The 19,419-nt window shown below is 56.1% G+C and carries 19 protein-coding genes; 1 reads left to right on the plus strand and 18 read right to left on the minus strand.

The window, feature by feature from the left end; translation table 11 throughout:
- Window positions 1–13: 13 nt before the first annotated feature.
- The gene (locus KVT34_RS06360; protein WP_009672588.1) at window positions 14–373 is read right to left on the minus strand and encodes an Asp23/Gls24 family envelope stress response protein; all 360 of its coding nucleotides are present in this window, start codon (window positions 371–373) and stop codon (window positions 14–16) included.
- A 283-nt stretch (window positions 374–656) separates the two neighbouring features.
- Between KVT34_RS06360 and rpmB the strand changes: the two genes are divergently transcribed.
- Complete coding sequence (gene rpmB, locus KVT34_RS06365; protein WP_009672666.1) at window positions 657–845, plus strand: 50S ribosomal protein L28; 189 nt, start codon at window positions 657–659, stop codon at window positions 843–845.
- Between the two features lie 82 nt (window positions 846–927).
- Here rpmB and spoVM read toward each other — a convergent pair whose 3' ends face one another.
- The 17 genes from spoVM to dapF form a co-directional block, all read right to left on the minus strand.
- Window positions 928–1,008 (minus strand): stage V sporulation protein SpoVM, encoded by an 81-nt coding sequence (spoVM, locus tag KVT34_RS06370; protein ID WP_036739476.1) that lies wholly within the window; start codon window positions 1,006–1,008, stop codon window positions 928–930.
- 258 nt (window positions 1,009–1,266) lie between these two features.
- Window positions 1,267–1,929, minus strand: a complete 663-nt coding sequence (gene rpe, locus KVT34_RS06375) for a ribulose-phosphate 3-epimerase (RefSeq protein WP_217557656.1) — start codon at window positions 1,927–1,929, stop codon at window positions 1,267–1,269.
- 1 nt (window position 1,930) lies between these two features.
- Entirely contained in the window at window positions 1,931–2,926 is a 996-nt protein-coding gene (gene rsgA / locus KVT34_RS06380; protein ID WP_217557658.1) for a ribosome small subunit-dependent GTPase A, read from the minus strand.
- 39 nt (window positions 2,927–2,965) lie between these two features.
- On the minus strand, window positions 2,966–5,131 hold the full coding sequence (pknB, locus tag KVT34_RS06385; protein WP_217557660.1) for a Stk1 family PASTA domain-containing Ser/Thr kinase: 2,166 nt from the start codon (window positions 5,129–5,131) through the stop codon (window positions 2,966–2,968).
- Window positions 5,128–5,889 (minus strand): Stp1/IreP family PP2C-type Ser/Thr phosphatase, encoded by a 762-nt coding sequence (locus KVT34_RS06390; protein ID WP_217557663.1) that lies wholly within the window; start codon window positions 5,887–5,889, stop codon window positions 5,128–5,130. Before KVT34_RS06390 ends, pknB begins: the two co-directional genes overlap by 4 nt.
- Window positions 5,890–5,904: 15 nt before the next feature.
- Window positions 5,905–6,972 carry a dual-specificity RNA methyltransferase RlmN gene (gene rlmN, locus KVT34_RS06395; protein WP_372007836.1) on the minus strand — a complete coding sequence of 356 codons (1,068 nt, stop codon included), beginning with the start codon at window positions 6,970–6,972 and terminating at the stop codon, window positions 5,905–5,907.
- A 292-nt stretch (window positions 6,973–7,264) separates the two neighbouring features.
- On the minus strand, window positions 7,265–8,749 hold the full coding sequence (gene rsmB / locus KVT34_RS06400; RefSeq protein WP_217558515.1) for a 16S rRNA (cytosine(967)-C(5))-methyltransferase RsmB: 1,485 nt from the start codon (window positions 8,747–8,749) through the stop codon (window positions 7,265–7,267).
- 141 nt (window positions 8,750–8,890) lie between these two features.
- Window positions 8,891–9,862 (minus strand): methionyl-tRNA formyltransferase, encoded by a 972-nt coding sequence (gene fmt / locus KVT34_RS06405; protein WP_217557665.1) that lies wholly within the window; start codon window positions 9,860–9,862, stop codon window positions 8,891–8,893.
- Between the two features lie 2 nt (window positions 9,863–9,864).
- Entirely contained in the window at window positions 9,865–10,347 is a 483-nt protein-coding gene (def, locus tag KVT34_RS06410) for a peptide deformylase (RefSeq protein WP_042232709.1), read from the minus strand.
- 168 nt (window positions 10,348–10,515) lie between these two features.
- The gene (gene priA, locus KVT34_RS06415; RefSeq protein ID WP_217557667.1) at window positions 10,516–13,092 is read right to left on the minus strand and encodes a primosomal protein N'; all 2,577 of its coding nucleotides are present in this window, start codon (window positions 13,090–13,092) and stop codon (window positions 10,516–10,518) included.
- Window positions 13,077–14,354 carry a bifunctional phosphopantothenoylcysteine decarboxylase/phosphopantothenate--cysteine ligase CoaBC gene (gene coaBC / locus KVT34_RS06420; RefSeq protein WP_217557669.1) on the minus strand — a complete coding sequence of 426 codons (1,278 nt, stop codon included), beginning with the start codon at window positions 14,352–14,354 and terminating at the stop codon, window positions 13,077–13,079. Before coaBC ends, priA begins: the two co-directional genes overlap by 16 nt.
- A 165-nt stretch (window positions 14,355–14,519) precedes the next feature.
- Window positions 14,520–14,735, minus strand: coding sequence for a DNA-directed RNA polymerase subunit omega (rpoZ, locus tag KVT34_RS06425; protein ID WP_042232842.1), 216 nt, complete (start codon window positions 14,733–14,735; stop codon window positions 14,520–14,522).
- Window positions 14,736–14,744: 9 nt separating this feature from the next.
- Entirely contained in the window at window positions 14,745–15,377 is a 633-nt protein-coding gene (gene gmk / locus KVT34_RS06430) for a guanylate kinase (protein ID WP_217557672.1), read from the minus strand.
- Entirely contained in the window at window positions 15,367–15,627 is a 261-nt protein-coding gene (remA, locus tag KVT34_RS06435; RefSeq protein WP_009672664.1) for an extracellular matrix/biofilm regulator RemA, read from the minus strand. Before remA ends, gmk begins: the two co-directional genes overlap by 11 nt.
- A 31-nt stretch (window positions 15,628–15,658) precedes the next feature.
- Window positions 15,659–16,543 carry a YicC/YloC family endoribonuclease gene (locus tag KVT34_RS06440; protein ID WP_217557673.1) on the minus strand — a complete coding sequence of 295 codons (885 nt, stop codon included), beginning with the start codon at window positions 16,541–16,543 and terminating at the stop codon, window positions 15,659–15,661.
- Window positions 16,544–16,575: 32 nt separating this feature from the next.
- Window positions 16,576–18,468 (minus strand): bifunctional homocysteine S-methyltransferase/methylenetetrahydrofolate reductase, encoded by a 1,893-nt coding sequence (locus KVT34_RS06445; protein WP_217557675.1) that lies wholly within the window; start codon window positions 18,466–18,468, stop codon window positions 16,576–16,578.
- 109 nt (window positions 18,469–18,577) lie between these two features.
- On the minus strand, window positions 18,578–19,414 hold the full coding sequence (gene dapF / locus KVT34_RS06450; protein ID WP_217557676.1) for a diaminopimelate epimerase: 837 nt from the start codon (window positions 19,412–19,414) through the stop codon (window positions 18,578–18,580).
- Window positions 19,415–19,419: the final 5 nt, after the last annotated feature.

Consider the following 19,419-nt stretch of genomic DNA (forward strand, 5'->3'; position numbering starts at 1 on the left):
TTCTCCTTCCTGATTACCGGGATACCCTAACCCCTTGAACGAATATGTGAACTTCATCTACATGCAGACCCACTACTTCATTTAATACATACTTCACTTTGGTCTGGACGTTATGCGCCACCACGGATATTTTGGTTCCGTAACTTACAATAATGTATAGATCAATCTCTACGCGGTCCTGTTCGCGGCGAACTTCCACACCACGTCCCAGATTATCCCGTCCGAGCAATTCTGCAATGCCATCTTTTAATTGTTTGCGCGAAGCCATACCGACCAGACCGTAACAATCCAATGCGGCGGAACCCGCAAGTACGGCGATCACTTCATCGGTTACATGAATTTTACCTAATTCGTTGCTTACCTCGATTGGCATGAAAATACCAACTCCTTCAAAAAGGGTCAATAGGACTAATCCTCATTGTACTATAACCTATGGAATAAATAAATGACAAAAATGGTGCCTATTCGTTGACTATCTCTTTTTCGCTGTGCTATTATATTTAAGTGTGTTTATTGAATGCGGTAGAACGAAGCAAACCGATGCCCTGAACTTAAACAGGCCGACGAGCCACATGCTAACAAAAGCTGCCTTGCTGTGTGTTAGGTTTAGGCTTGCCATGCTGGCAGTTTCGTATACTTATAAGGAGGTGTCATTCATGTCTCGCAAATGCTATATTACTGGCAAATCCCCGAAGTCCGGAAACCATGTTTCCCACGCGAACAACAAAAACAAGCGTACATGGGGCGTTAACGTACAAAAAGTACGCATCCTGGTGGACGGCAAACCGAAGCGCGTTTACGTCAGCACCCGTGCCCTGAAATCCGGCAAAGTAGAACGCGTATAACAATCGCTTTAGCGAAAAGACAAAAAGCACCGTAACAGGTGCTTTTTTTCGTGCCTTTTAACAGGCGCAACGGCTGTGGCTATTAATTTTTGCTGAACGTGTTAAGTACAGCCTTGACAAAACCGCCCAAAAATTTCGGCAGCTTGACTGTGTAGAATTTCATCCTCTACCCCTCCTTCATGATTGCCGGCAAACCGCTCTCATCGGTTCCAGTATATTCGCACACGCCCGAAAATGTGCTTGCCCCGAAAACGAAAACGCGGCTTTCACTCCCCCTGCTGCGTGGGCATCCTGACATCCTTTTATCCCATAAAAAAAAGGTTACAAGAATGCTTAAATTCTCGTAACCAAGTGTATGCCCCCGCCGGGGGATTTATGACACGTCCGCTCTGCAGCGGCCGGTTGGCGCTTACGGCGGGCTTTAATTTCCCGCGGATTCGCGGATCAGGCGGATCGCTTCCGCGCGGTCGGGGCGGCCGAACACCGCATTGCCGGCAACCGCCATCGTGGCGCCTGCCTCGGCGACCAGCGGCGCGGTCTTTTCGTTGATCCCGCCGTCCACTTCGATCTCCACGTGATCCAGTTCACGCTCCCGGAGCTTGCCGCGAAGGTCGCGGATTTTGGAAAGCATGCCCGGTATAAACGACTGCCCTCCGAAGCCCGGGTTAACGGTCATGATGAGGACCAGGTCCAAATACTCTTCCAGCACATGCTCGATAGCGGACAAAGGAGTGGCGGGATTCAGGACGACTCCGGCCTTGACCCCGTGCTCCTTGATCTGATGAAGCGTGCGGTGAAGGTGCGGACACGTCTCCACATGCACGGAGATCAAATCTGCGCCCGCTTTGGCAAAGTCTGCGATATATCTTTCGGGCTGCTCGATCATCAAGTGTACATCGAGCGGCAGGGACGTATGAGGCCGGATCGCGGATACGATAGGAGGGCCCAGCGTGATGTTCGGCACGAAGTGACCGTCCATGACGTCTACATGTATCCAGTCGGCGCCCGCTTTCTCAACCTCGCGAATTTCTTCGCCAAGCTTGGCGAAGTCGGCGGACAGAATGGATGGAGCTATGCGCAGCATCTTAGTACCTCCTCTTTTTTTCTTTCATTTCCTGCAAAAACTGTAAATAATGCTCGTAGCGGCTTGCGGCGATTTCTCCCTGCTCCACGGCGTCGCGGACTTTGCAGCCCGGTTCGTGAAGATGCAGGCAGCCCCGAAACTTGCATGTTTCGGCATAAGACTGGAACTCGCGGAAGCAGGACCCGAGGTCTTCGGCTTCCAGTTCGACAAAGTCAAGCTGACTGAAGCCCGGCGTGTCCGCGACATATCCGCCCTTGGCGAGCGAAATCAATTCCACATGACGCGTCGTATGCTTCCCCCGGCCCAGCCGGTGGCTGATCTCGTTGGTCTGAAGATCCAGACCCGCCACGATCGCATTCAGCATGGACGATTTGCCGACCCCTGACTGCCCGGCGAATACGCTGATTTTGCCGTCCAGGTATTCCGCAACCTGGTCGACGCCTTCACCCTGCCGCGAGCTCGTCAGCATGACGGGGTAACCGATCTTGCGGTACAGCTCGACCGCGTCGGTAAGCCAGTCGGGCGTGGCGACAAGGCCGGCGGAAGCGGATGAAGCCGTTGTTTGAACAGCTTCGCCCTCTTCCGCACTTTCAGCGGCACTCTCTTCGGAAGAGTCGTCCGCAAGATCAACCAGATCCGCTTTGGTCAAACAAATAGCGGCATGCAGTCCCGTATTCTCGATGTGGACGAGAAACTTATCCAGCAGCTGCAGGTTCAGATCCGGCTCCACAACCGAGAAGACGAGCATAGCCGTGTCCACGTTCGCGATAGGCGGGCGAATCATTTCGGATGTCCGCGGGTCGATCTCCGTCACCGTTCCTTCGCCGTTCTCCGTCGTTTCGTACTTTACCCGGTCGCCGACCAGCGGTGAAATCCCTCTTTTCTTGAAAACGCCTCTGGCCCTGCACTGCACGAGAGAATCGGAGCCGAGCCGGCTTCCCTCCGGTAGGACATAGTAGTACCCGCTGAGCGCTTTTACGATCAAACCTTGGGGCATTGCGGTTCTCGTCCTCCTTTTCGAATCCCGATGTCGGTTCTAGTCATCTTTATCTTTGTTTTTATCCTTGTCCTTGTCCTTGTCCTTGTCCTTGTCTTTGTCCTTATCCTTGCCTTTGCCCTTCTCTTCTCCGCCGCTGGAAATAAGCTTGGAGCCTCCGTACGGCTGCATCGAAGTCTGTCCTCCGGTCTGCGGAGGAGTCGGTGTAGGCGAGGGACTGCCGGACTGCTGGTTCAAGAAATCCTGGTAGGTCCGCGTCGTGACGCTTACGACCTTGTCGTCTTCCTTGACGGTAATGACGGCGTTTTTGTCCGGCGCCACGATCACTTTAACATCGACTGCCGACGGCGAGGAGATGGTCTCGGTCCGGTATTCGCGGTTGTCGCCCTGGGCGTCGCTCACAAGCACCTTGAACGTGGATTTCTTTCCTTCTGACGAAGGAATCAGCGGTACGTTGACAATCATCTGACCCGCTTCCTGCGGCATACCGGAGCTTACGATCAAACCGATGGCCTGGCCGACGGGAACGTCGTTATCCGGCTCGTATGGGAACTGCTTGATAACTTTGCCCTTGGCTACTTTATAGCTGGGCTCTTCGGTGACGGCTCCCACCTTTAACTTGCTGACGGAAATCCGGCTGATGGCTTCTTCCTTCGACAGGCCGACAAGAGCCGGCATCTTGATCGTTTCTTTGCCTTTGCTCGCGATCAGCTTGACTGCGGCTGCCGCCGGATTCAGGTCTTCGCCTTCGCGCGGGGTCTGCTCCAGAACCGTGTTCGCTTCCTGGTCTTCGGAGTACCGGTACGTAATGGAGATTTGATCCTCCTTGAGACCGAGCCCCTGGATCAGTTGAGTCTTAGCGTCATCCACGTTGTGATTGACCACCGAAATCATTTTCTTTAATTCAGGCCCTTTGCTGACCTTGAGTTTGACTTTCGTCTGCTCTTTGGCTTTCATCCCCGCCTGCGGATTTTGGTCGATAACGATTCCCGCAGGCTGCGGGTCGGCGACCTCTTCCACTTCGTAACCGAGTTTGGCGGCGGTCAGCTTTTCCTGGGCTTTCTGCAGGGTATCCGTTTTGACGTTAGGGACCGGAACCTCGGCAACGACTACTTTCCCCTGCACGTAATAAATGGCGCCGGCCAGCAGCAGAGCGACCAGGACGAGTATCGTGATCCACAGGCCTGTCTTTTTCTTTTTCTTCGGCGGCGGGGACGTTTTGGATGCTGCGGACTCCGTTTTGCCAGGGACCGCCGCTTCCTCCTCATCATCTTCGTCATCGAATATTTGCACCTGCTGATTAGGACGGATGGCAGGGAGAACGAGTGTGTTCTCGTCATCGTCATGATCGTCGTGATGGAAGCTTATTTTAGGCTCGTTGCGGCGTTCGGGTTGAAGACAGGTTTCCAGATCCTCCATCATGGCGCGGGCGGACTGGTACCGCTCATCGGGCTTTTTGCGCACCGCTTTGAGAATGATGTTCTCCAGACTTTGCGGAATCATCGGATTAATCCGTCTTGGATCCTCGGCATCTTCCTGCAAATGTTTCAAAGCCACACTGATCGGGCTTTCGCCGTGAAACGGAAGCTCGCCCGTCAACATTTGATACATCACGATCCCAAGTGAATACAGGTCCGACTTTTCTCCCGTATTGGTTCCTTTGGCATGCTCCGGCGAGAAATAGTGAACCGAGCCGACGACGGAGCCCGTCTGTGTGATCGTAGAAGAAGTAGCCGCCCGGGCGATTCCGAAATCCGTCACTTTAACGCGGCCGTTTTTTCCGATCAGAATATTATGGGGTTTAATGTCCCGATGAATAATTCCGTTATGATGCGCATGCTCCAGAGCATCGCAGATTTGGGCCGCATAATGAACCGCTTCCTCGACAGGCAGCGGGGCCCGCTCTTTGATAATTTCGTTCAGCGTCTTTCCTTCGATATACTCCATCACGATGTAATGGAGATCACCTTCCTGACCCACGTCGTAAATACTGACCACGTTGGGATGGGAAAGCGATGCCGCCGCCTGGGCTTCCCGGCGGAAACGGCGGATGAACTCCTCGTCGTTCACGTACTGCTGGCGGAGCATTTTGACGGCCACCTTGCGGTGGAGCAGGATATCGAGCCCTTTGTAAACAAGGGCCATTCCTCCCCCGCCTATGCGTTCCAGAATTTCATAGCGGCCACCCAGCTTCGTTCCAATCATGCGGGATCCCCTCCCGAAGCGGGTCCTGAGTCTCCCGATGCAAGAATGATCGTGACGTTGTCGTCTCCGCCCGCATCCAGAGCAGCCTGAAGCAGGCTCTGAGCCATGGCTTCCAATTCGGATTCTCCGCGTACGATCGACAGGATCGTCTGGTCATCGACCATTCCGCTCAGTCCGTCGCTGCAAAGAAGGAGAATATCTCCGCTCTCCAGGCTCAGATGCTGAACGTCCGGCTGCGCATCCGGCTCCGTCCCCAGTGCCCGGGTAAGTACGTTGCGGCGCGGATGGCGCTCCGCTTCGTCCGGGGTCAGCTGGCCGTTCTTCAAAAGTTCGTTCACCAGAGAATGATCCTCCGTCAAACGAAGAATAGAGGGCCCGCTAATTTTATAAGCGCGGCTGTCTCCGATATGCCCCAGGATGGCCAGCTGTCCGGATACCAGGAGAACGACGACGGTCGTCCCCATTCCCTGAAGCTCTTCCCTGGCGGAGGCATATTCGAACACCTTGCGGTTGGTCGAACGAATCGCTTCCTTTACGGCAAGCTTGCACTCTTCGACCGACATCGAGGAACTCAGCGATTTGAGTTCTTCCCGGATGATATCGATCGTCATTTGGCTGGCGACGTCGCCCGCCTGATGACCGCCCATTCCGTCGGCCACAATGGCCAGGGAATACCCTCCGACGTCATGCTGAATAACGGCTCTGTCTTCATTTACGGACCGGACCCGGCCGGTATCCGTCACACTCACCATTTTCATCCGCATTTCACTCCGTTATTTCGCTTCCATATGCTTGGCCCGCAGTTGTCCGCAGGCGGCGGCAATGTCGCTGCCCTGCTCACGGCGTATGGTTGCGTTGATTTTGTTACGTTCCAGAATGCGCTGGAAGTTAAAAATATCGTCGCGCGTCGTCCGTACGTAATCCCGCTCCTGCACGTAATTGACCGGAATCAGGTTAACGTGGCACATCGGCAGTTCCTTCAGAACTTCGGCGAGTTCCTCGGCATGCTCGGCCTGGTCGTTGACGTTGCCCATCAGAGCGTACTCAAACGTGATGCGGCGGCCCGTTTTAGCCATGTAATATTTGCACGACTCGATCAGATCGGCGAACGGGAACCGGCGGTTAACCGGCATTAGCTTGGAACGGAGCGCATCATTGGGCGCATGGATGGAAATCGCCAAATTGATCTGCGTATCCTCGTCCGCAAACCGGTAAATGTTCGGCACGATACCGCTGGTCGAAACGGTGATGTGGCGCTGGCCGATATTCAGACCCTTCGGATGAATCATAATGTTTAAAAACTTCATCATCGCATCGTAGTTCTCGAACGGTTCGCCGATTCCCATGATGACGATGGAGCTCACGCGCTCTCCCGTCGCATCGAGGAGCTGCTGCGCTTTGACAATCTGGGCGACGATTTCGCCCGCGCGCAAATCACGCTTCAATCCGCCGAGTGTGGAGGCGCAGAACGTGCAGCCGATCCGACAGCCGACCTGAGTCGTCACACATACGCTGTTGCCGTAGCTGTGCTTCATGATGACGGTCTCGATCGCGTTTTTGTCCGCCAGCTCGAACAGGAACTTCACCGTTCCGTCCTTCGACTGCTGCTTGGCGATTTCGGTCAGCGTGACGAAGGAAAAGCCGGCCTTCAATTTCTCGCGAAGCGCCTTCGACAAATTCGTCATTTCCTCAAAGTCCGTGACACGTTTCACATATAGCCAGTCGAAAATCTGTCCGGCGCGGAAGGCCGGCTCTTTGTTCTCCTCGGTCCACTGCTTCCAGTCTTCCAGACTGTAGTCGTACACAAAGGGTTTATCTACTTGCAAGGTTTTATTTTTCACAGTAATCACACCTAACTTATTTCCAAATAAAAAAATGGGTTTTACGGCCGAATCCTTCCTATTTTAGCATAAAACACGGCTAAACACACTAACTCGACGGGCGAGCCTGGTTTGATTGAAGGCAGCGGAAGGAACTGCCCCACGCCTGACGTGCGGAGCTGCGGCCGGAGCGTTTAGCGGATTCATCCGGGCGGCAGAGGGAGAACAGCCTGAAGGCGCCTCCTCCCCGAACGACATCGCGATGCCGAACCGAGGCTGCCGCTCACCCGTCCCGCTTCTGATTATCCGCAGCTTACGCGAGGCGCCGCATCCGGGCGATAAAGAAGCCGTCCGTCCCGTACCGGTCCGGCATAATCGAGATCATGCCCGAAGCCGCCTGCTCCAGAGGCGCGGATTCCGGCCAGCCCGTTGTCGGAATCGGATCAAGGACAAACTCCGGATGGGCCTCCAGGAAGCGGGCTACCGCGTCCTCGTTTTCCGTCCGCTCGATTGTACATGTGCTGTAGACAAGCACCCCGCCGGGTTTGAGCAGACCGTGAACAGCCTCCAGAATGCTCTGCTGGACGGCCGCGATCCCGGCGATGTCCTCCTCCCGCTTGCCCCATTTCAGGTCGGGCTTCCGGCGAATGACGCCGAAGCCCGAACAGGGTGCGTCAAGCAGGATGCGGTCAAACGAGGCCGGCTCGAATTCACCGGCAAGCTCCCTGGCGTCCTTCACCAAGGTGCGGACCGACTTCAGGCCCAGCCTTTGGGCCTGTTCGTCGATCAGCCGCTTTTTGTGAGGATGCAGGTCGCAGGCCCACACCGTGCCGGTGTCGTCCATCTTCTCGGCGATATGCGCCGTTTTGCCGCCCGGAGCGGCGCAGCAGTCCAGGACGGTCATGCCCGCCTCCGGCTGAAGCGCTTCGGCAACGAGCATGGAGCTTTCGTCCTGGATGGAGTAGTCGCCCTGGCCGAAGCCCGGCGTCAGCGCCATGTTTCCGCCCGAGGATACGACGATGCCGGCGGGCGACAGTGCCGAAGGCTCGGCGTCAAATCCGCCCAGCCGAAGCTGTTCCAGCAGCGCGTCATGACACTGGCGGCGCTCATTCGTGCGGATGCTGACGTGCGGCGGCTCGTTGTTCGCCTTGCAGATGCGCTCGCACGCTTCGGCCCCGTACTGCTTGATCCAGCGCCGGACCAGCCACTCGGGATGGGAATGCTCGAGCGAAATGCGCTCGGCGTCCGTCATCCCTTGCGGAAGCGTCAGCTCCGCACGCTGGCGGATAGCGCTGCGCAGCACGCCGTTGACCATGCCGGAGATGCCTTGATGGCCTCGGCGCTTCGCTATGTTAACGGCTTCGCTGACAACCGCGTGGTCGGGCACACGCTCCAGATACAGAAGCTGATACAAGCTCATCCGGAGCAGACTGCGTACCCAGGGCTGGAGCTTGCCGAGCCCCTTGGTCACCAGTTTCGCCAAGTAATAGTCGATTGTATTCCGTCTCTGGATCGTTCCGTACACAATTTCCGTAGCCAGAGCGGCATCCGGACGCGGGAGATCCGCTTCGCGCAGGATCTGATTCAGCTTGAGGTTGCTGTAGGAACCCGCTTCCTCGACGCCTGTCAATACGCTGAGCGCGGCGTCGCGCGCCGATTTTTTTACATGCTCACGTTTCGGCTTTGCGGCCTGGTTGTTTCTCCGGTCGGTCTGAGAACGGCTTGCCGGACCTCTATCGCCCCCGGCTTGTCCCTTCCGGTTATCCGGCACATTTTTTTTCACGGGACTTGCACACATCCTTTGCTTATTAAAATCGTACGTATGCGGCTCCTGCTTTAGAATCATCGCTTGGCAGGGACTTATGCATCGTTTACGGAAAAACGCAGGAACCGTCGGTCATTCACCGAAAATTCCTGCGCATTACGTGCCACGCGTCTGCTATTCACCCAAAACGGTCCCTTTCACGATGGAGCTTCCCCGTACAAGCTGAGCCGCTTCCATGGCCTTCTTACCGGCAGGCTGGACATTCAGCAGTTTCAGGCTTCCGTCGCCCGTAGCCACTACGATCCCGTCTTCGTCCGCTCCGATAACCGTGCCTGGCTTAAGCCCTGCTCCGGTCGAGCCTTCAGACGTTCTATCCGCGCCTGACGCGAGGTCTTCGGGCTTTTTGCACACCCATACTTTCAGGATTTCCCCGTTCCAGGTTGTATAAGCGCCCGGAAAAGGATTTAATCCGCGAACCAGATTCCAGATATCCTTGGATGACCGGTTCCAGTCGATTTTCTCGTCTTCGCGGTTGATATTCGGCGAATATATCGCTTGGGAATCATCCTGCGGAACAGCCCGGGCCGTACCCGCGATCAGTTCGGGCAGCGTACGCTTAAGCAGCTCCGCTCCCGCCAGGCTAAGTTTGTCGAACATCGTGCCGGTCGTATCGTCGTCCCCGATCGGAACTTCAACCTTGCTGATCATATCTCCCGTATCCAGCCCTACCGCCATGTACATGATGGTAACGCCCGTCACCTGCTCGCCCTGTATAATCGCATGGTGAATCGGAGCGCCCCCCCTGTACTTCGGCAGAAGGGAGGCATGGATATTGATGCAGCCCAAACGCGGAATATCGAGTACCGCCTTGGGCAGAATCTGGCCGTATGCGGCCGTCACGATAAGGTCCGGAGAAATTCTCCGGATTTCATCGACCGTGTCGGACGTGCGCAGCTTCTCCGGTTGAAACACCGGGATGCCGTGCTTCTCGGCCTCCACTTTGACGGGAGGCGGCGTCAGCACGCGCTTGCGCCCTTTCGGCCGATCCGGCTGTGTTATGACGGCAGCCACTTCGTAACCGCCCTCGATAAGCGCCCTTAAGGAAGGAACCGCAAAATCCGGGGTTCCCATAAAAATCAGCTTCACGGTCAGCGTTCCTCTTTCTCTTCGAGTTCAGGGCGGTACAGACGGATCGCCAGATCCGTGAACAGGACACCGTTCAAGTGGTCCACTTCGTGCATGATGCAGCGGGCCAGCAGCTCTTCGCCTTCAAGCTCGAACTCTTCGCCGTTGCGGTCCTGGCCTTTCACTTTTACCTTGAACGGACGCTTAACCTCTCCTTCGAGGCCCGGAATACTCAGGCAGCCTTCCGGTCCGATCTGCTCGCCGCTTTGTTCGACAACGACCGGATTAACGATCTCGATCAGTCCGTTCTCGTCTCCCACGTCCATAACGATGACACGCTTGAGAATGCCCACCTGCGGAGCGGCCAGGCCGACGCCCGGCGCATCGTACATCGTATCCGCCATATCGTCGAGCAGCTTATGGAGGTTGGAATTAAATTTCGTTACCTGTTTGGCGGTTTCCCGCAGCACAGAGTCTCCTTCTTTAACAATCATGCGAATGGCCATTCCATCCACCTGCTTTCTTTAAAGTCATTCTATGAGGGTAAGGGCCTTACAGCCCTTGAATGGGTTTAAGAGATCCGTATGAGTTTCCCGCCGCTTATATACGCATATCGGCACGGACATCCATCCGGTTCCGTCTTACACCGGGCTTTCCGTTCCGGAACACGCGGACTACATGAGCATTTGAGGATCGACGTCCACGCTGATCGTCAGCTTATCTTTCGTCGTCCTCTCGGCAAATTCATCCAGAACCTTGGCCACAATACGGGAAGCGGACGCCTCCCCACGATATTTTACCACGCATTGGAACCGATATCTATCCTTGATCCTCGGAATAGGCGAAGCTACCGGACCCAGCACATTCATAAAAAAGTCCTCCCCCGTACCGGACGCAAAAACGTTCTCCTGTTCGGCGGCCCCGAGCTCCCGAAGACGCTGGGCCACCGCTTCCGCGGTCCGGACCAGGAGCGGCACCTGCTCGTGAGTCAAGGTGATGAGAATAAGCCGGCAGTACGGCGGATAGCCGAGTTTACGGCGATGCGGAAGCTCCTCCTCCACGAACCCTTCATAATCGTGGCGGCTCGCCGTAATGACGCTGTAGTGCTCCGGCGTATACGTCTGGACGAACACTTCGCCGGGCAGTTGATGGCGCCCGGCCCGGCCCGCCACCTGTGTAAGCAGCTGGAAGGTGCGTTCGGCGGAACGGAAATCGGGCAGATTCAGCACCGTGTCTGCCGCAATAACCCCGACAAGAGTGACATCCGGGAAATCCAGGCCCTTGGCGACCATCTGGGTCCCGAGCAGGACGTCCGCCTGTTTGTTGCGGAACATCGTCAGCCACTTTTCGTGAGAGCCTTTCTCGGTCGTAGTGTCCACATCCATTCGGATGACGCGAATGCCGGGAAAGAGCTTCACGAGCTCTTCCTCGACCCGCTGGGTTCCGGTTCCGAAATGCCGGATATGCTCCGACCCGCAATCGGGACACAGCTCCATCTGCCTTTCGGCATAGCCGCAGTAATGGCAGCGCAGCGTCCGCGATACCTGGTGATACGTCAGCGAGATGTCGCAGTGCGGACAGCCGGCTACATAGCCGCACGTCCTGCACATGACGAATGTCGCGTAGCCCCGGCGGTTTAGCAGGAGAACCGTCTGTTCTCCCTTCAGGAGCCGTTCCTCCAGCCCGCGGTGAAGAAGCCGGCTGAACATGGACCGGTTCCCGCTGCGCAGTTCCTCCCGCATATCGACGATATGCACGGGCGGCAGAGGGCGTCCGGCGACCCGCGACTTCATTTTGAGCAGCTTGTATTCCGGCTTGTCGCCGGGGGCCGCCTTCGTTTTCTGAATGCTTTCAAGCGAAGGAGTCGCCGATCCCAGTACCACGGCCGCTCCGTTATAACGGGCTCTCCAGGCGGCGATATCCCGCGCGTGATACTTCGGACTCTCTTCCTGTTTGTAAGAAGATTCATGCTCTTCATCAATGATAATCAGACCCAACTGCCGGAACGGGACGAACACGGCCGAACGGGCCCCGATGACAACCCGGACCTGGCGTCTCATAATTTTGCGCCATTCGTCGTAGCGCTCTCCCAGCGAAAGCCGGCTGTGCATCACGGCGACCTCGTCTCCGAAGCGGCCTTTGAACCGCTCCACCATCTGGGGAGTCAGTGAAATCTCCGGCACGAGCACGATCGCTTCCCGTCCCTGCTCCAGACAGCGGCTGATGGCCTGCAGGTACACTTCCGTTTTCCCGCTGCCCGTCACGCCCTGAAGCAGATAAACCTGATGGCTGCGGCTGTCCAGCGTGGCGGCGATGTCGTCATAAACGGACTGCTGCTCCCGCGTCAGAGGAAGCGGCTTCGTTTCTTCAAAATGGCGGTTCGCGTACGGGTCTCTCATCACTTCCACTTCACGCAGGCCGATCCAGCCTTTGTCCGCCAGCCCTTTTACCGTACCGGCACCGACCTGGAGCTTATCCATCAGTTCCGTCAGGCGGATCGGCCGGGGGTTCGCATGCAAGTAGCGCAGAACCTCTTTCTGCTTATGGGAGCGGGCAGGAAGTTCTTCTGCGATGGCCAGCAAATCGGCGGAACCGCCCAATCCCGGAGCGCTGCCGGACGTCCCGGCCGCATGAGCTTCCGTCGCGGCTTCCGAAGCTTCGTGAGCCCCGGGCGGAAATACCGTCAGAGCTTTCTTCGTCGCGAGCCTGTCCTTCAGCCCCTGGGTTTCGACAAGCTGACCCTCGTCCAGCATTTGACGGATCAGCCCGCCGTCTTCCGGAAAAGCATCCAGAAGATCTTCCATCTTCGCCTTTCCTTTTGAGCGTAAATAATTCAAAATGTTCTCCTGAGCCGGCAGCAAAAGCAGAAGCTCCGTTCCGCCCGCGCTTCCCGCTTCCGAGGCTTGTACGAAGCGTTCGTACTTGGCTTTCAGCGCCCCCGGAAGCATGGCTTGCAGAGCGGTTACCTCGTGGCACAAATACGTGCTGCTCATCCAATGTCCCAGTTGTACCAGTTCCTCCGTCAAAGGAGGAGGGGCGTCCAGCACATGACGGATCGCTTTCAATCTTTTGGGATCGACCGTGGTCGTTTCGTGGAGTTCCACCACAAACCCCTGCAGCACACGGGGACCGAAAGGAACGCCGACACGGCTTCCTACTTCAACCCAGCCTTGCAGAGACGGGGGCACCGAATAATCGAATGCCCGGTTCGTCTGCTTGGCGGGGACATCGACTATCACTTTGGCGAACATGGCGTTTCCCCTTTGTCTGCCCCCGGTTCCCCAGCATGTGGTTCCGAAGTCTCCGTCCCCTGTTGACGCATCTGCTGACGGCTGGCCGCCAGCCGGACGATATGTTCGGCTATGGCCGCCTTGGTCATCATGGGCGGCGCTTCCACAAGTCCGTCGGCATCGAATATACGCACCACATTGGTGTCCGTTCCGAAGCCCGCTCCTTGCATGGAGACGTCGTTAGCGACAAGCAGATCGCATTTTTTACGCAAAAGCTTACCCTGTGCATACTCATCCACCCGTTCGGTTTCCGCCGCAAAGCCGACCACGAACTGACGGGTCTTGGCTTCTCCAAGAGCTTGAAGGATGTCGGGATTTTTAACAAGCTCAATCGTAAGGATTTCCCCGGATTTTTTCATTTTCTGCTCGCGTTGTTCCGCAGGACGGTAATCGGCGACCGCAGCCGCTTTGAAAACGAGATCCGTCTTCTCAAAACGGGCCATAACCTTGTCGTACATATCCAGAGCGGATGTGACGGATATTCTTTCGACGCCTGCGGGCACGGGAAGAGCGGAAGGCCCGCTGACGAGCGTAACGTTCGCCCCGAGCCGCTTGGCGGCTTCCGCAATAGCGTAGCCCATTTTGCCCGAAGAATCGTTGGTAATGTAACGCACGGGATCGATCCGTTCGACCGTCCCTCCGGCCGTCACCAGCACGTTCCGGCCTTGAAGCGGTGTATCCGGCTGAAAATACGCGGCGATCCGCGCAAAAATTTCTTCGGGTTCGGCGAGGCGCCCTTGTCCGACATAACCGCATGCCAGTTGGCCGGTTCCGGGCTCCACAAACAGGACGCCCCTCTCCTGCAGCACTCTCATGTTGTCCGTGACCGCCGGGTGCGTGTACATGTGCACGTTCATGGCAGGAGCCACCATGACCGGGGCTGTTGTAGCAAGAAGCGTCGTGCTGAGCATATCGTCCGCCAGCCCGTGGGCCATTTTCCCAATCATGTTGGCCGTCGCCGGAGCAACCACAACCAAATCCGCACGGTCGGCCAAGTCGATATGGGAGATGACGGCCGCTTCCTTCTCGTCGAACGTATCGACAGCTACCGGCTTGCGGGTCAGCGACTGGAAAGTGAGCGGCGTAATAAACTGGACCGCGGACTCCGTCATAATCACCCGAACGTCCGCCCCTGCCTGACTCAGCTTGCTGCAAAGCGCAGCCGCCTTATAAGCGGCTATTCCCCCGCATACGCCGACTACGATTGTTTTACCTGATAACATCGGCAGTTCCCTCCCGGCAAGAAAAAAATAACAACCGCAATGGGTTGTCCTGATATCCGGCATACTTGCATCCGTTCTTATTTCAGGATCGCAGCATCCGGTTGTATACATAGAACGGCAGTCACAGGGACTGCCGCTTTGGGCCGAACGAGCCGCTTGGGCTTCTTATTCGGCGTCTTCTTTGGTTTCGATCTTCTCGTACTTCACAAGATCCCCGTACAATTCTTCCAGGGCCACTCCAACCTGCTTGTGGGATTTAATATCCTGCAGGTGGGTGTTCGTACCGTCTCTAAGAGATCTTGCGCGCTTAGCGGCGGCAACTACGAGCGAATATTTGCTATCCACTTTGTCGAGCAGTTTATCAATTGAAGGATACAGCATACTTGTCGTTCACTCTCCGATCCATTGTTCCAATCTGGGTAAAATCCGGTCGCACTTACAATGTTCAGCCGTAAGAATGGCCTGGATTTTGCTGCAAGCTTTGTGTACCTCGTCATTGACGATACCATAATCGTAATGCCGCATCAAACGAATCTCGTCGACAGCCACGGACATGCGGCTGCGGATAATGTCGTTCGTTTCCGTACCGCGAGTCACGATACGGTTCTCCAGCTCGGCCAGAGAAGGCGGAATCAAGAAGATAAAAGTCGCCTCAGGAAACTTTTCCTTGACCTTCAAAGCGCCCTGCACTTCGATTTCCAGGATAACGTCCTTGCCGGAAGCGAGCGTTTCTTCCACAAAGCGGCGAGGCGTGCCGTAATAATTGCCCACATACTCGGCATATTCCAGCATCTCGTCGGAAGCGATTAATTGTTCGAACTGGTCTTTCGATTTGAAAAAATAATTGACACCCTCCACTTCGCCTTCTCTAGGCTTGCGGGTTGTGGCGGAAACAGAATAGACCAGCTCCGGCGACAACTTGCGAAGCGCGGAACACACGGTTCCTTTGCCGACGCCCGAAGGGCCCGAAAGCACGATCAGGATTCCTCTATCCCGTTCCAGTGTATTTGTATTACTCGTCATGATCATCGTCCTTGTTAGAAAGTCGGTGAGCAACGGTCTCCGGTTGAACCGCAGATAGGATCACATGGTCGCTGTCCGTAATGATGACGGCACGGGTTCTTCTCCCGTAAGTCGCGTCAATCAGCATATGGCGGTCGCGCGCCTCCTGAATGATCCTTTTAATCGGAGCGGATTCGGGGCTTACGATCGAAATGATACGGTTTGCCGAAACAATATTACCGAACCCGATGTTGATCAATTTGATGGCCATTGAGTTTCCTCCTCGTGACACCGTCAGCGGTTCACTCGATATTCTGTATTTGTTCTCTCATTTTCTCCAATTCGGCTTTCAGCTCAATGACCCTGCCTGACACTTCAATGTGTCCCGCTTTGGAGCCGATGGTATTTGCTTCGCGGTTCATTTCTTGAATGAGAAAATCGAGCTTGCGACCGACAGGTTCCCGGGAACCGAGCAGCTGCCTAAATTGGCTGATGTGGCTGTGCAGCCGGGTCATCTCTTCGTCCACATTGGAGCGATCCGCAAACAAGGCTATCTCGGCTGCGAGCCGCTGTTCATCCGCCGGAACTTGATCCGTCAGCAGCTCTTGAATCCGCTGGCGCAGCTTCACGGCATATTCCCGGACGACTTCAGGGGCGTAACGTTTCATTTCGACGTTAAGATCTTCAATCATCGTCAGCCGGACGGTCAAATCTTCCGACAAGTGGGAGCCTTCTTTCTCCCTCATGCCGTTCAGCTCGGCCAGCGCTCCTTCCGTGCAGGCAACCAAAAGATCGGCGAGCGCATCGTCGTTCCCCTCACGCTGCTCGGAAATGGCAAGCAAATCCGGCAGTTTGAGGAGATCCGGCAAATGCAGCTCCCCGGTTAAGCCATGCTTCTGGCGAAGCTGCTCGGCAGCCTGCATGTATCCGTCCACGAGCGCCCAGTCGACTGTTACCGATTTATTAGAAGCGGAGTCCCGCTCAATCGTCACAAAGCAATCGGCACGCCCTCGTTTAATGAAGCGGAGTACCGTTTTCTTGATGGTGTCTTCGTAGGCCATCCATTCTTTGGGCATACGCACAGAGATGTCGCAATAGCGGTGATTCACGGTTTTGATATCAATCGACACCCGGTAGCCTTGCGAAGAAAGCGAGGCATGTCCGAATCCGGTCATACTTCGTATCATATAGGGGCTCACATCCATTAACCTATTGTAATTCATTTTAAAAGGGGGGACAAGAGCAATTCACGGCGCTCTGCTTTTTGCCAGACATACTGTGTAAGCTGCACGCTCATGTCGTAAAAAAGGAACGGTGTCATGAAATAAATGCCATTAAACAGAGGCATTGCAGCATCAAGCAGTTCTTTGGCGATAGCCACGCCTTCTTTGCGCCCCGCTTCCCCTTCGAGTCCCGTCATTCTGGCACGCACTTCGTCCGAAAGCTGGATGCCCGGAACCTCGTTGTGCAAATACTCCGCATTCCGGCCGCTGGCCAGAGGCATGATGCCTATGAAAACGGGAACATCCAGATGCTTGGTCGCCTCGTGTATGCGTTCGATCAGTTTCGGATCATAGACGGGCTGAGTCATGATATAATCCGCGCCGGACTCGATCTTCCGTTCCAGTCTTTGAACCGCTTTGTCCAAATATTTCACGTTCGGATTAAAAGCCGCCCCGACGATGAAATTGGCTTTCTTCTTGAGCGGCTTGCCCGAAAAAGCGATGCCTTCGTTGAGCTGTTTGATCATGCGGATCATTTCGAACGAAGTCATGTCATAGACGGAGCTTGCGCCCGGCAGATCGCCGAATCTCGCGGGATCTCCCGTCACGGCGAGCACGTGATCGATCCCCAGCGCGTGCAGGCCCATCAGATGGGACTGCGTGCCGATACTGTTGCGGTCGCGGCAGGCGATGTGAATGAGCGGACGGGCCCCGTGCTGCTCTTTCACGAGCATGCCGAGCGCAAGATTGCTCATCCGCGTCACGGCCAGCGAATTGTCGGCCATCGTAATGGCGTCCACATGCACGTCCTGGAGGGCTTTCGTCCCTTCCATAAACTTGCCGATATCGAGGTCGCGCGGAGGGTCCAGCTCCACGATAACCGCATGGCGCTGCTTCACAATGTCGACCAGAGTAGGTTCGACATCCGCCTCCCGGACGGACGTCTGCGGAGCGGGTTCGGTCACGACGGCCCGTTCTCCCGCGGAAACGGATTCCGCCGCATATACTTCGCTCCGGTTCGGCTCGTAGCCCTGAAGAGCCTTGACCATAGCGGCGATATGCTCCGGTGTCGTTCCGCAGCAGCCGCCGATGATCCTGGCGCCTAAATCGGCAAAGCGCAGCGCGCTTTCGGCAAAATACTCCGGCGTTGCGGCATACGAATATCGGCCGTCCACGTAGTCCGGAATACCCGCGTTCGGGAAAACCGAGAACGGGATGTCGCTCAGTTGGGCGACTCCCTGCAGGGAACGCAGAATACCGTTGGGACCCGTGCGGCAGTTAAATCCGATCACATCGGCCCCTTCCTCTTTCAGGCGGAGGAACGCGTCCTCCAGGGAAATACCGTCGTGCGTCGTGCTGATTCCTTCGGTAGCGAACTGGCAGATGACGGGAATCGAACTGAGCTGACGGATCAGGCGCAGCGCGATAAGCATCTCCTCAAGATCGTAGAACGTCTCCAGCAGCAGCCCGTCCACCTGAGTATCGAGCAGCACGAGAATTTGTTCGCGCAGCGCATCCTCGACATCCGCCGTGCGGACGTTCTTGCGCATGCCCGCCCGGATCGGGCCGATCGATCCGACCACGTAAGCATCCGGACCGACCGAACTGCGGGCCAGCTCGACGCCGGCCCTGTTAATGGCCTCGACTTCTTGCTCAAGACCGTATTTGGATAATTTTTCCCTATTTGCGGAGAAAGTATTCGTTTCGATAAGCCGGGCACCGGCTTCATAATAGCGACGGTGAACGTCGGCAACCACTTCGGACTGAATCAGGTTAAGCTCCTCGTAGGAAATTCCGACGGGAAAGCCCTGCTGATATAAGTAGGTCCCCATCGCTCCGTCCCCGATAAGGATCTTCTGCGCAAGCACCTGGCGGAGTTCCGGTTTCATGTTCTTCCCACCCCATCAAAATAGTACATATACTTTAACACAAACGAACGGCAAACTTAAAGGCTTTTTACGTTCTAAAGTAAAACCGGCGGCTTCGCGCCGCCGGCCGTTACTCTTCGACTTTTCCTTTGTAAACCTCAGCGGCAGGGCCGGTCATATACACCCGGTTGTCGGCCTCGTTCCATTCGATCAGCAGATCGCCGCCTTTAAGCGAAATCGTGGCGGTGCGATCCGTTTTGCCCGTCAAAACGAGAGCGACGAGCGTAGCGCACGCTCCGGTTCCGCAGGCCAGCGTCGGCCCCGCTCCCCTTTCCCATACGCGCATATCCGCGTAATCTCTCGAACGGACCGTCACAAACTCGACGTTGGCCTTGTTCGGGAACAGCGGATGCTGCTCCAGCAGAGGTCCCCAGGCGGCCAGATCGAAGTTCGGCGCGTCTTCCACGTCGATGACACAGTGCGGATTGCCCATCGAAACCGCCGTAAACGTGAAGGTCCGTCCCCCCGCTTCGATCGGCTGGTCAATCACCCGCTCGGCATCGATGGTCGTCGGGATTTCGAGACCTTGAAGCACAGGCTCTCCCATATCGACGCGGATCGCTTTGGCGAGGCCCTTCTCCGCTGTCACATGCACCTGCTGCACGCCGGCTCCGCGCGTTTCGACCGTAATGGCTTCTCTTTTGCCGGGGTCCCGGTCGTATACATATTTGGCGACGCAGCGGATGGCGTTGCCGCACTGCTCCGGTTCGCTTCCGTCCGAATTGATGATGCGCATCTGCACGTCCGCTTTCTCGGAGGGCAGAATGAACACCAGCCCGTCGGCGCCGATCCCGAAAAACCGGTTGCACCAGCGGACAGCGAGTTCCGCCACATTGTCAGGAAGTTCTTTATAGCCGGACAGCACGATAAAATCGTTGCCCAGACCGTTCATTTTCGTAAATTCCATAAGGA

Source organism: Paenibacillus sp. GbtcB18 (genome assembly GCF_019091125.1).
GTDB classification, from domain to species: Bacteria; Bacillota; Bacilli; order Paenibacillales; family NBRC-103111; genus Paenibacillus_F; species Paenibacillus_F chitinolyticus.

What these genes read in the sequence shown, in the direction of transcription:
- remA (WP_009672664.1), bottom strand. Translation starts at nt 15,627, where the DNA reads ATGGCCATCAAATTGATCAACATCGGGTTCGGTAATATTGTTTCGGCA.
- KVT34_RS06360 (WP_009672588.1), bottom strand. Translation starts at nt 373, where the DNA reads ATGCCAATCGAGGTAAGCAACGAATTAGGTAAAATTCATGTAACCGAT.
- dapF (WP_217557676.1), bottom strand. Translation starts at nt 19,414, where the DNA reads ATGGAATTTACGAAAATGAACGGTCTGGGCAACGATTTTATCGTGCTG.
- def (WP_042232709.1), bottom strand. Translation starts at nt 10,347, where the DNA reads ATGGCCATTCGCATGATTGTTAAAGAAGGAGACTCTGTGCTGCGGGAA.
- coaBC (WP_217557669.1), bottom strand. Translation starts at nt 14,354, where the DNA reads ATGTTATCAGGTAAAACAATCGTAGTCGGCGTATGCGGGGGAATAGCC.
- rpe (WP_217557656.1), bottom strand. Translation starts at nt 1,929, where the DNA reads ATGCTGCGCATAGCTCCATCCATTCTGTCCGCCGACTTCGCCAAGCTT.
- rsmB (WP_217558515.1), bottom strand. Translation starts at nt 8,749, where the DNA reads ATGTGTGCAAGTCCCGTGAAAAAAAATGTGCCGGATAACCGGAAGGGA.
- rpoZ (WP_042232842.1), bottom strand. Translation starts at nt 14,735, where the DNA reads ATGCTGTATCCTTCAATTGATAAACTGCTCGACAAAGTGGATAGCAAA.
- KVT34_RS06445 (WP_217557675.1), bottom strand. Translation starts at nt 18,468, where the DNA reads ATGAAACCGGAACTCCGCCAGGTGCTTGCGCAGAAGATCCTTATCGGG.
- pknB (WP_217557660.1), bottom strand. Translation starts at nt 5,131, where the DNA reads ATGATTGGAACGAAGCTGGGTGGCCGCTATGAAATTCTGGAACGCATA.
- gmk (WP_217557672.1), bottom strand. Translation starts at nt 15,377, where the DNA reads ATGACGAGTAATACAAATACACTGGAACGGGATAGAGGAATCCTGATC.
- spoVM (WP_036739476.1), bottom strand. Translation starts at nt 1,008, where the DNA reads ATGAAATTCTACACAGTCAAGCTGCCGAAATTTTTGGGCGGTTTTGTC.
- KVT34_RS06390 (WP_217557663.1), bottom strand. Translation starts at nt 5,889, where the DNA reads ATGAAAATGGTGAGTGTGACGGATACCGGCCGGGTCCGGTCCGTAAAT.
- KVT34_RS06440 (WP_217557673.1), bottom strand. Translation starts at nt 16,543, where the DNA reads ATGATACGAAGTATGACCGGATTCGGACATGCCTCGCTTTCTTCGCAA.
- rsgA (WP_217557658.1), bottom strand. Translation starts at nt 2,926, where the DNA reads ATGCCCCAAGGTTTGATCGTAAAAGCGCTCAGCGGGTACTACTATGTC.
- priA (WP_217557667.1), bottom strand. Translation starts at nt 13,092, where the DNA reads ATGTTCGCCAAAGTGATAGTCGATGTCCCCGCCAAGCAGACGAACCGG.
- rpmB (WP_009672666.1), top strand. Translation starts at nt 657, where the DNA reads ATGTCTCGCAAATGCTATATTACTGGCAAATCCCCGAAGTCCGGAAAC.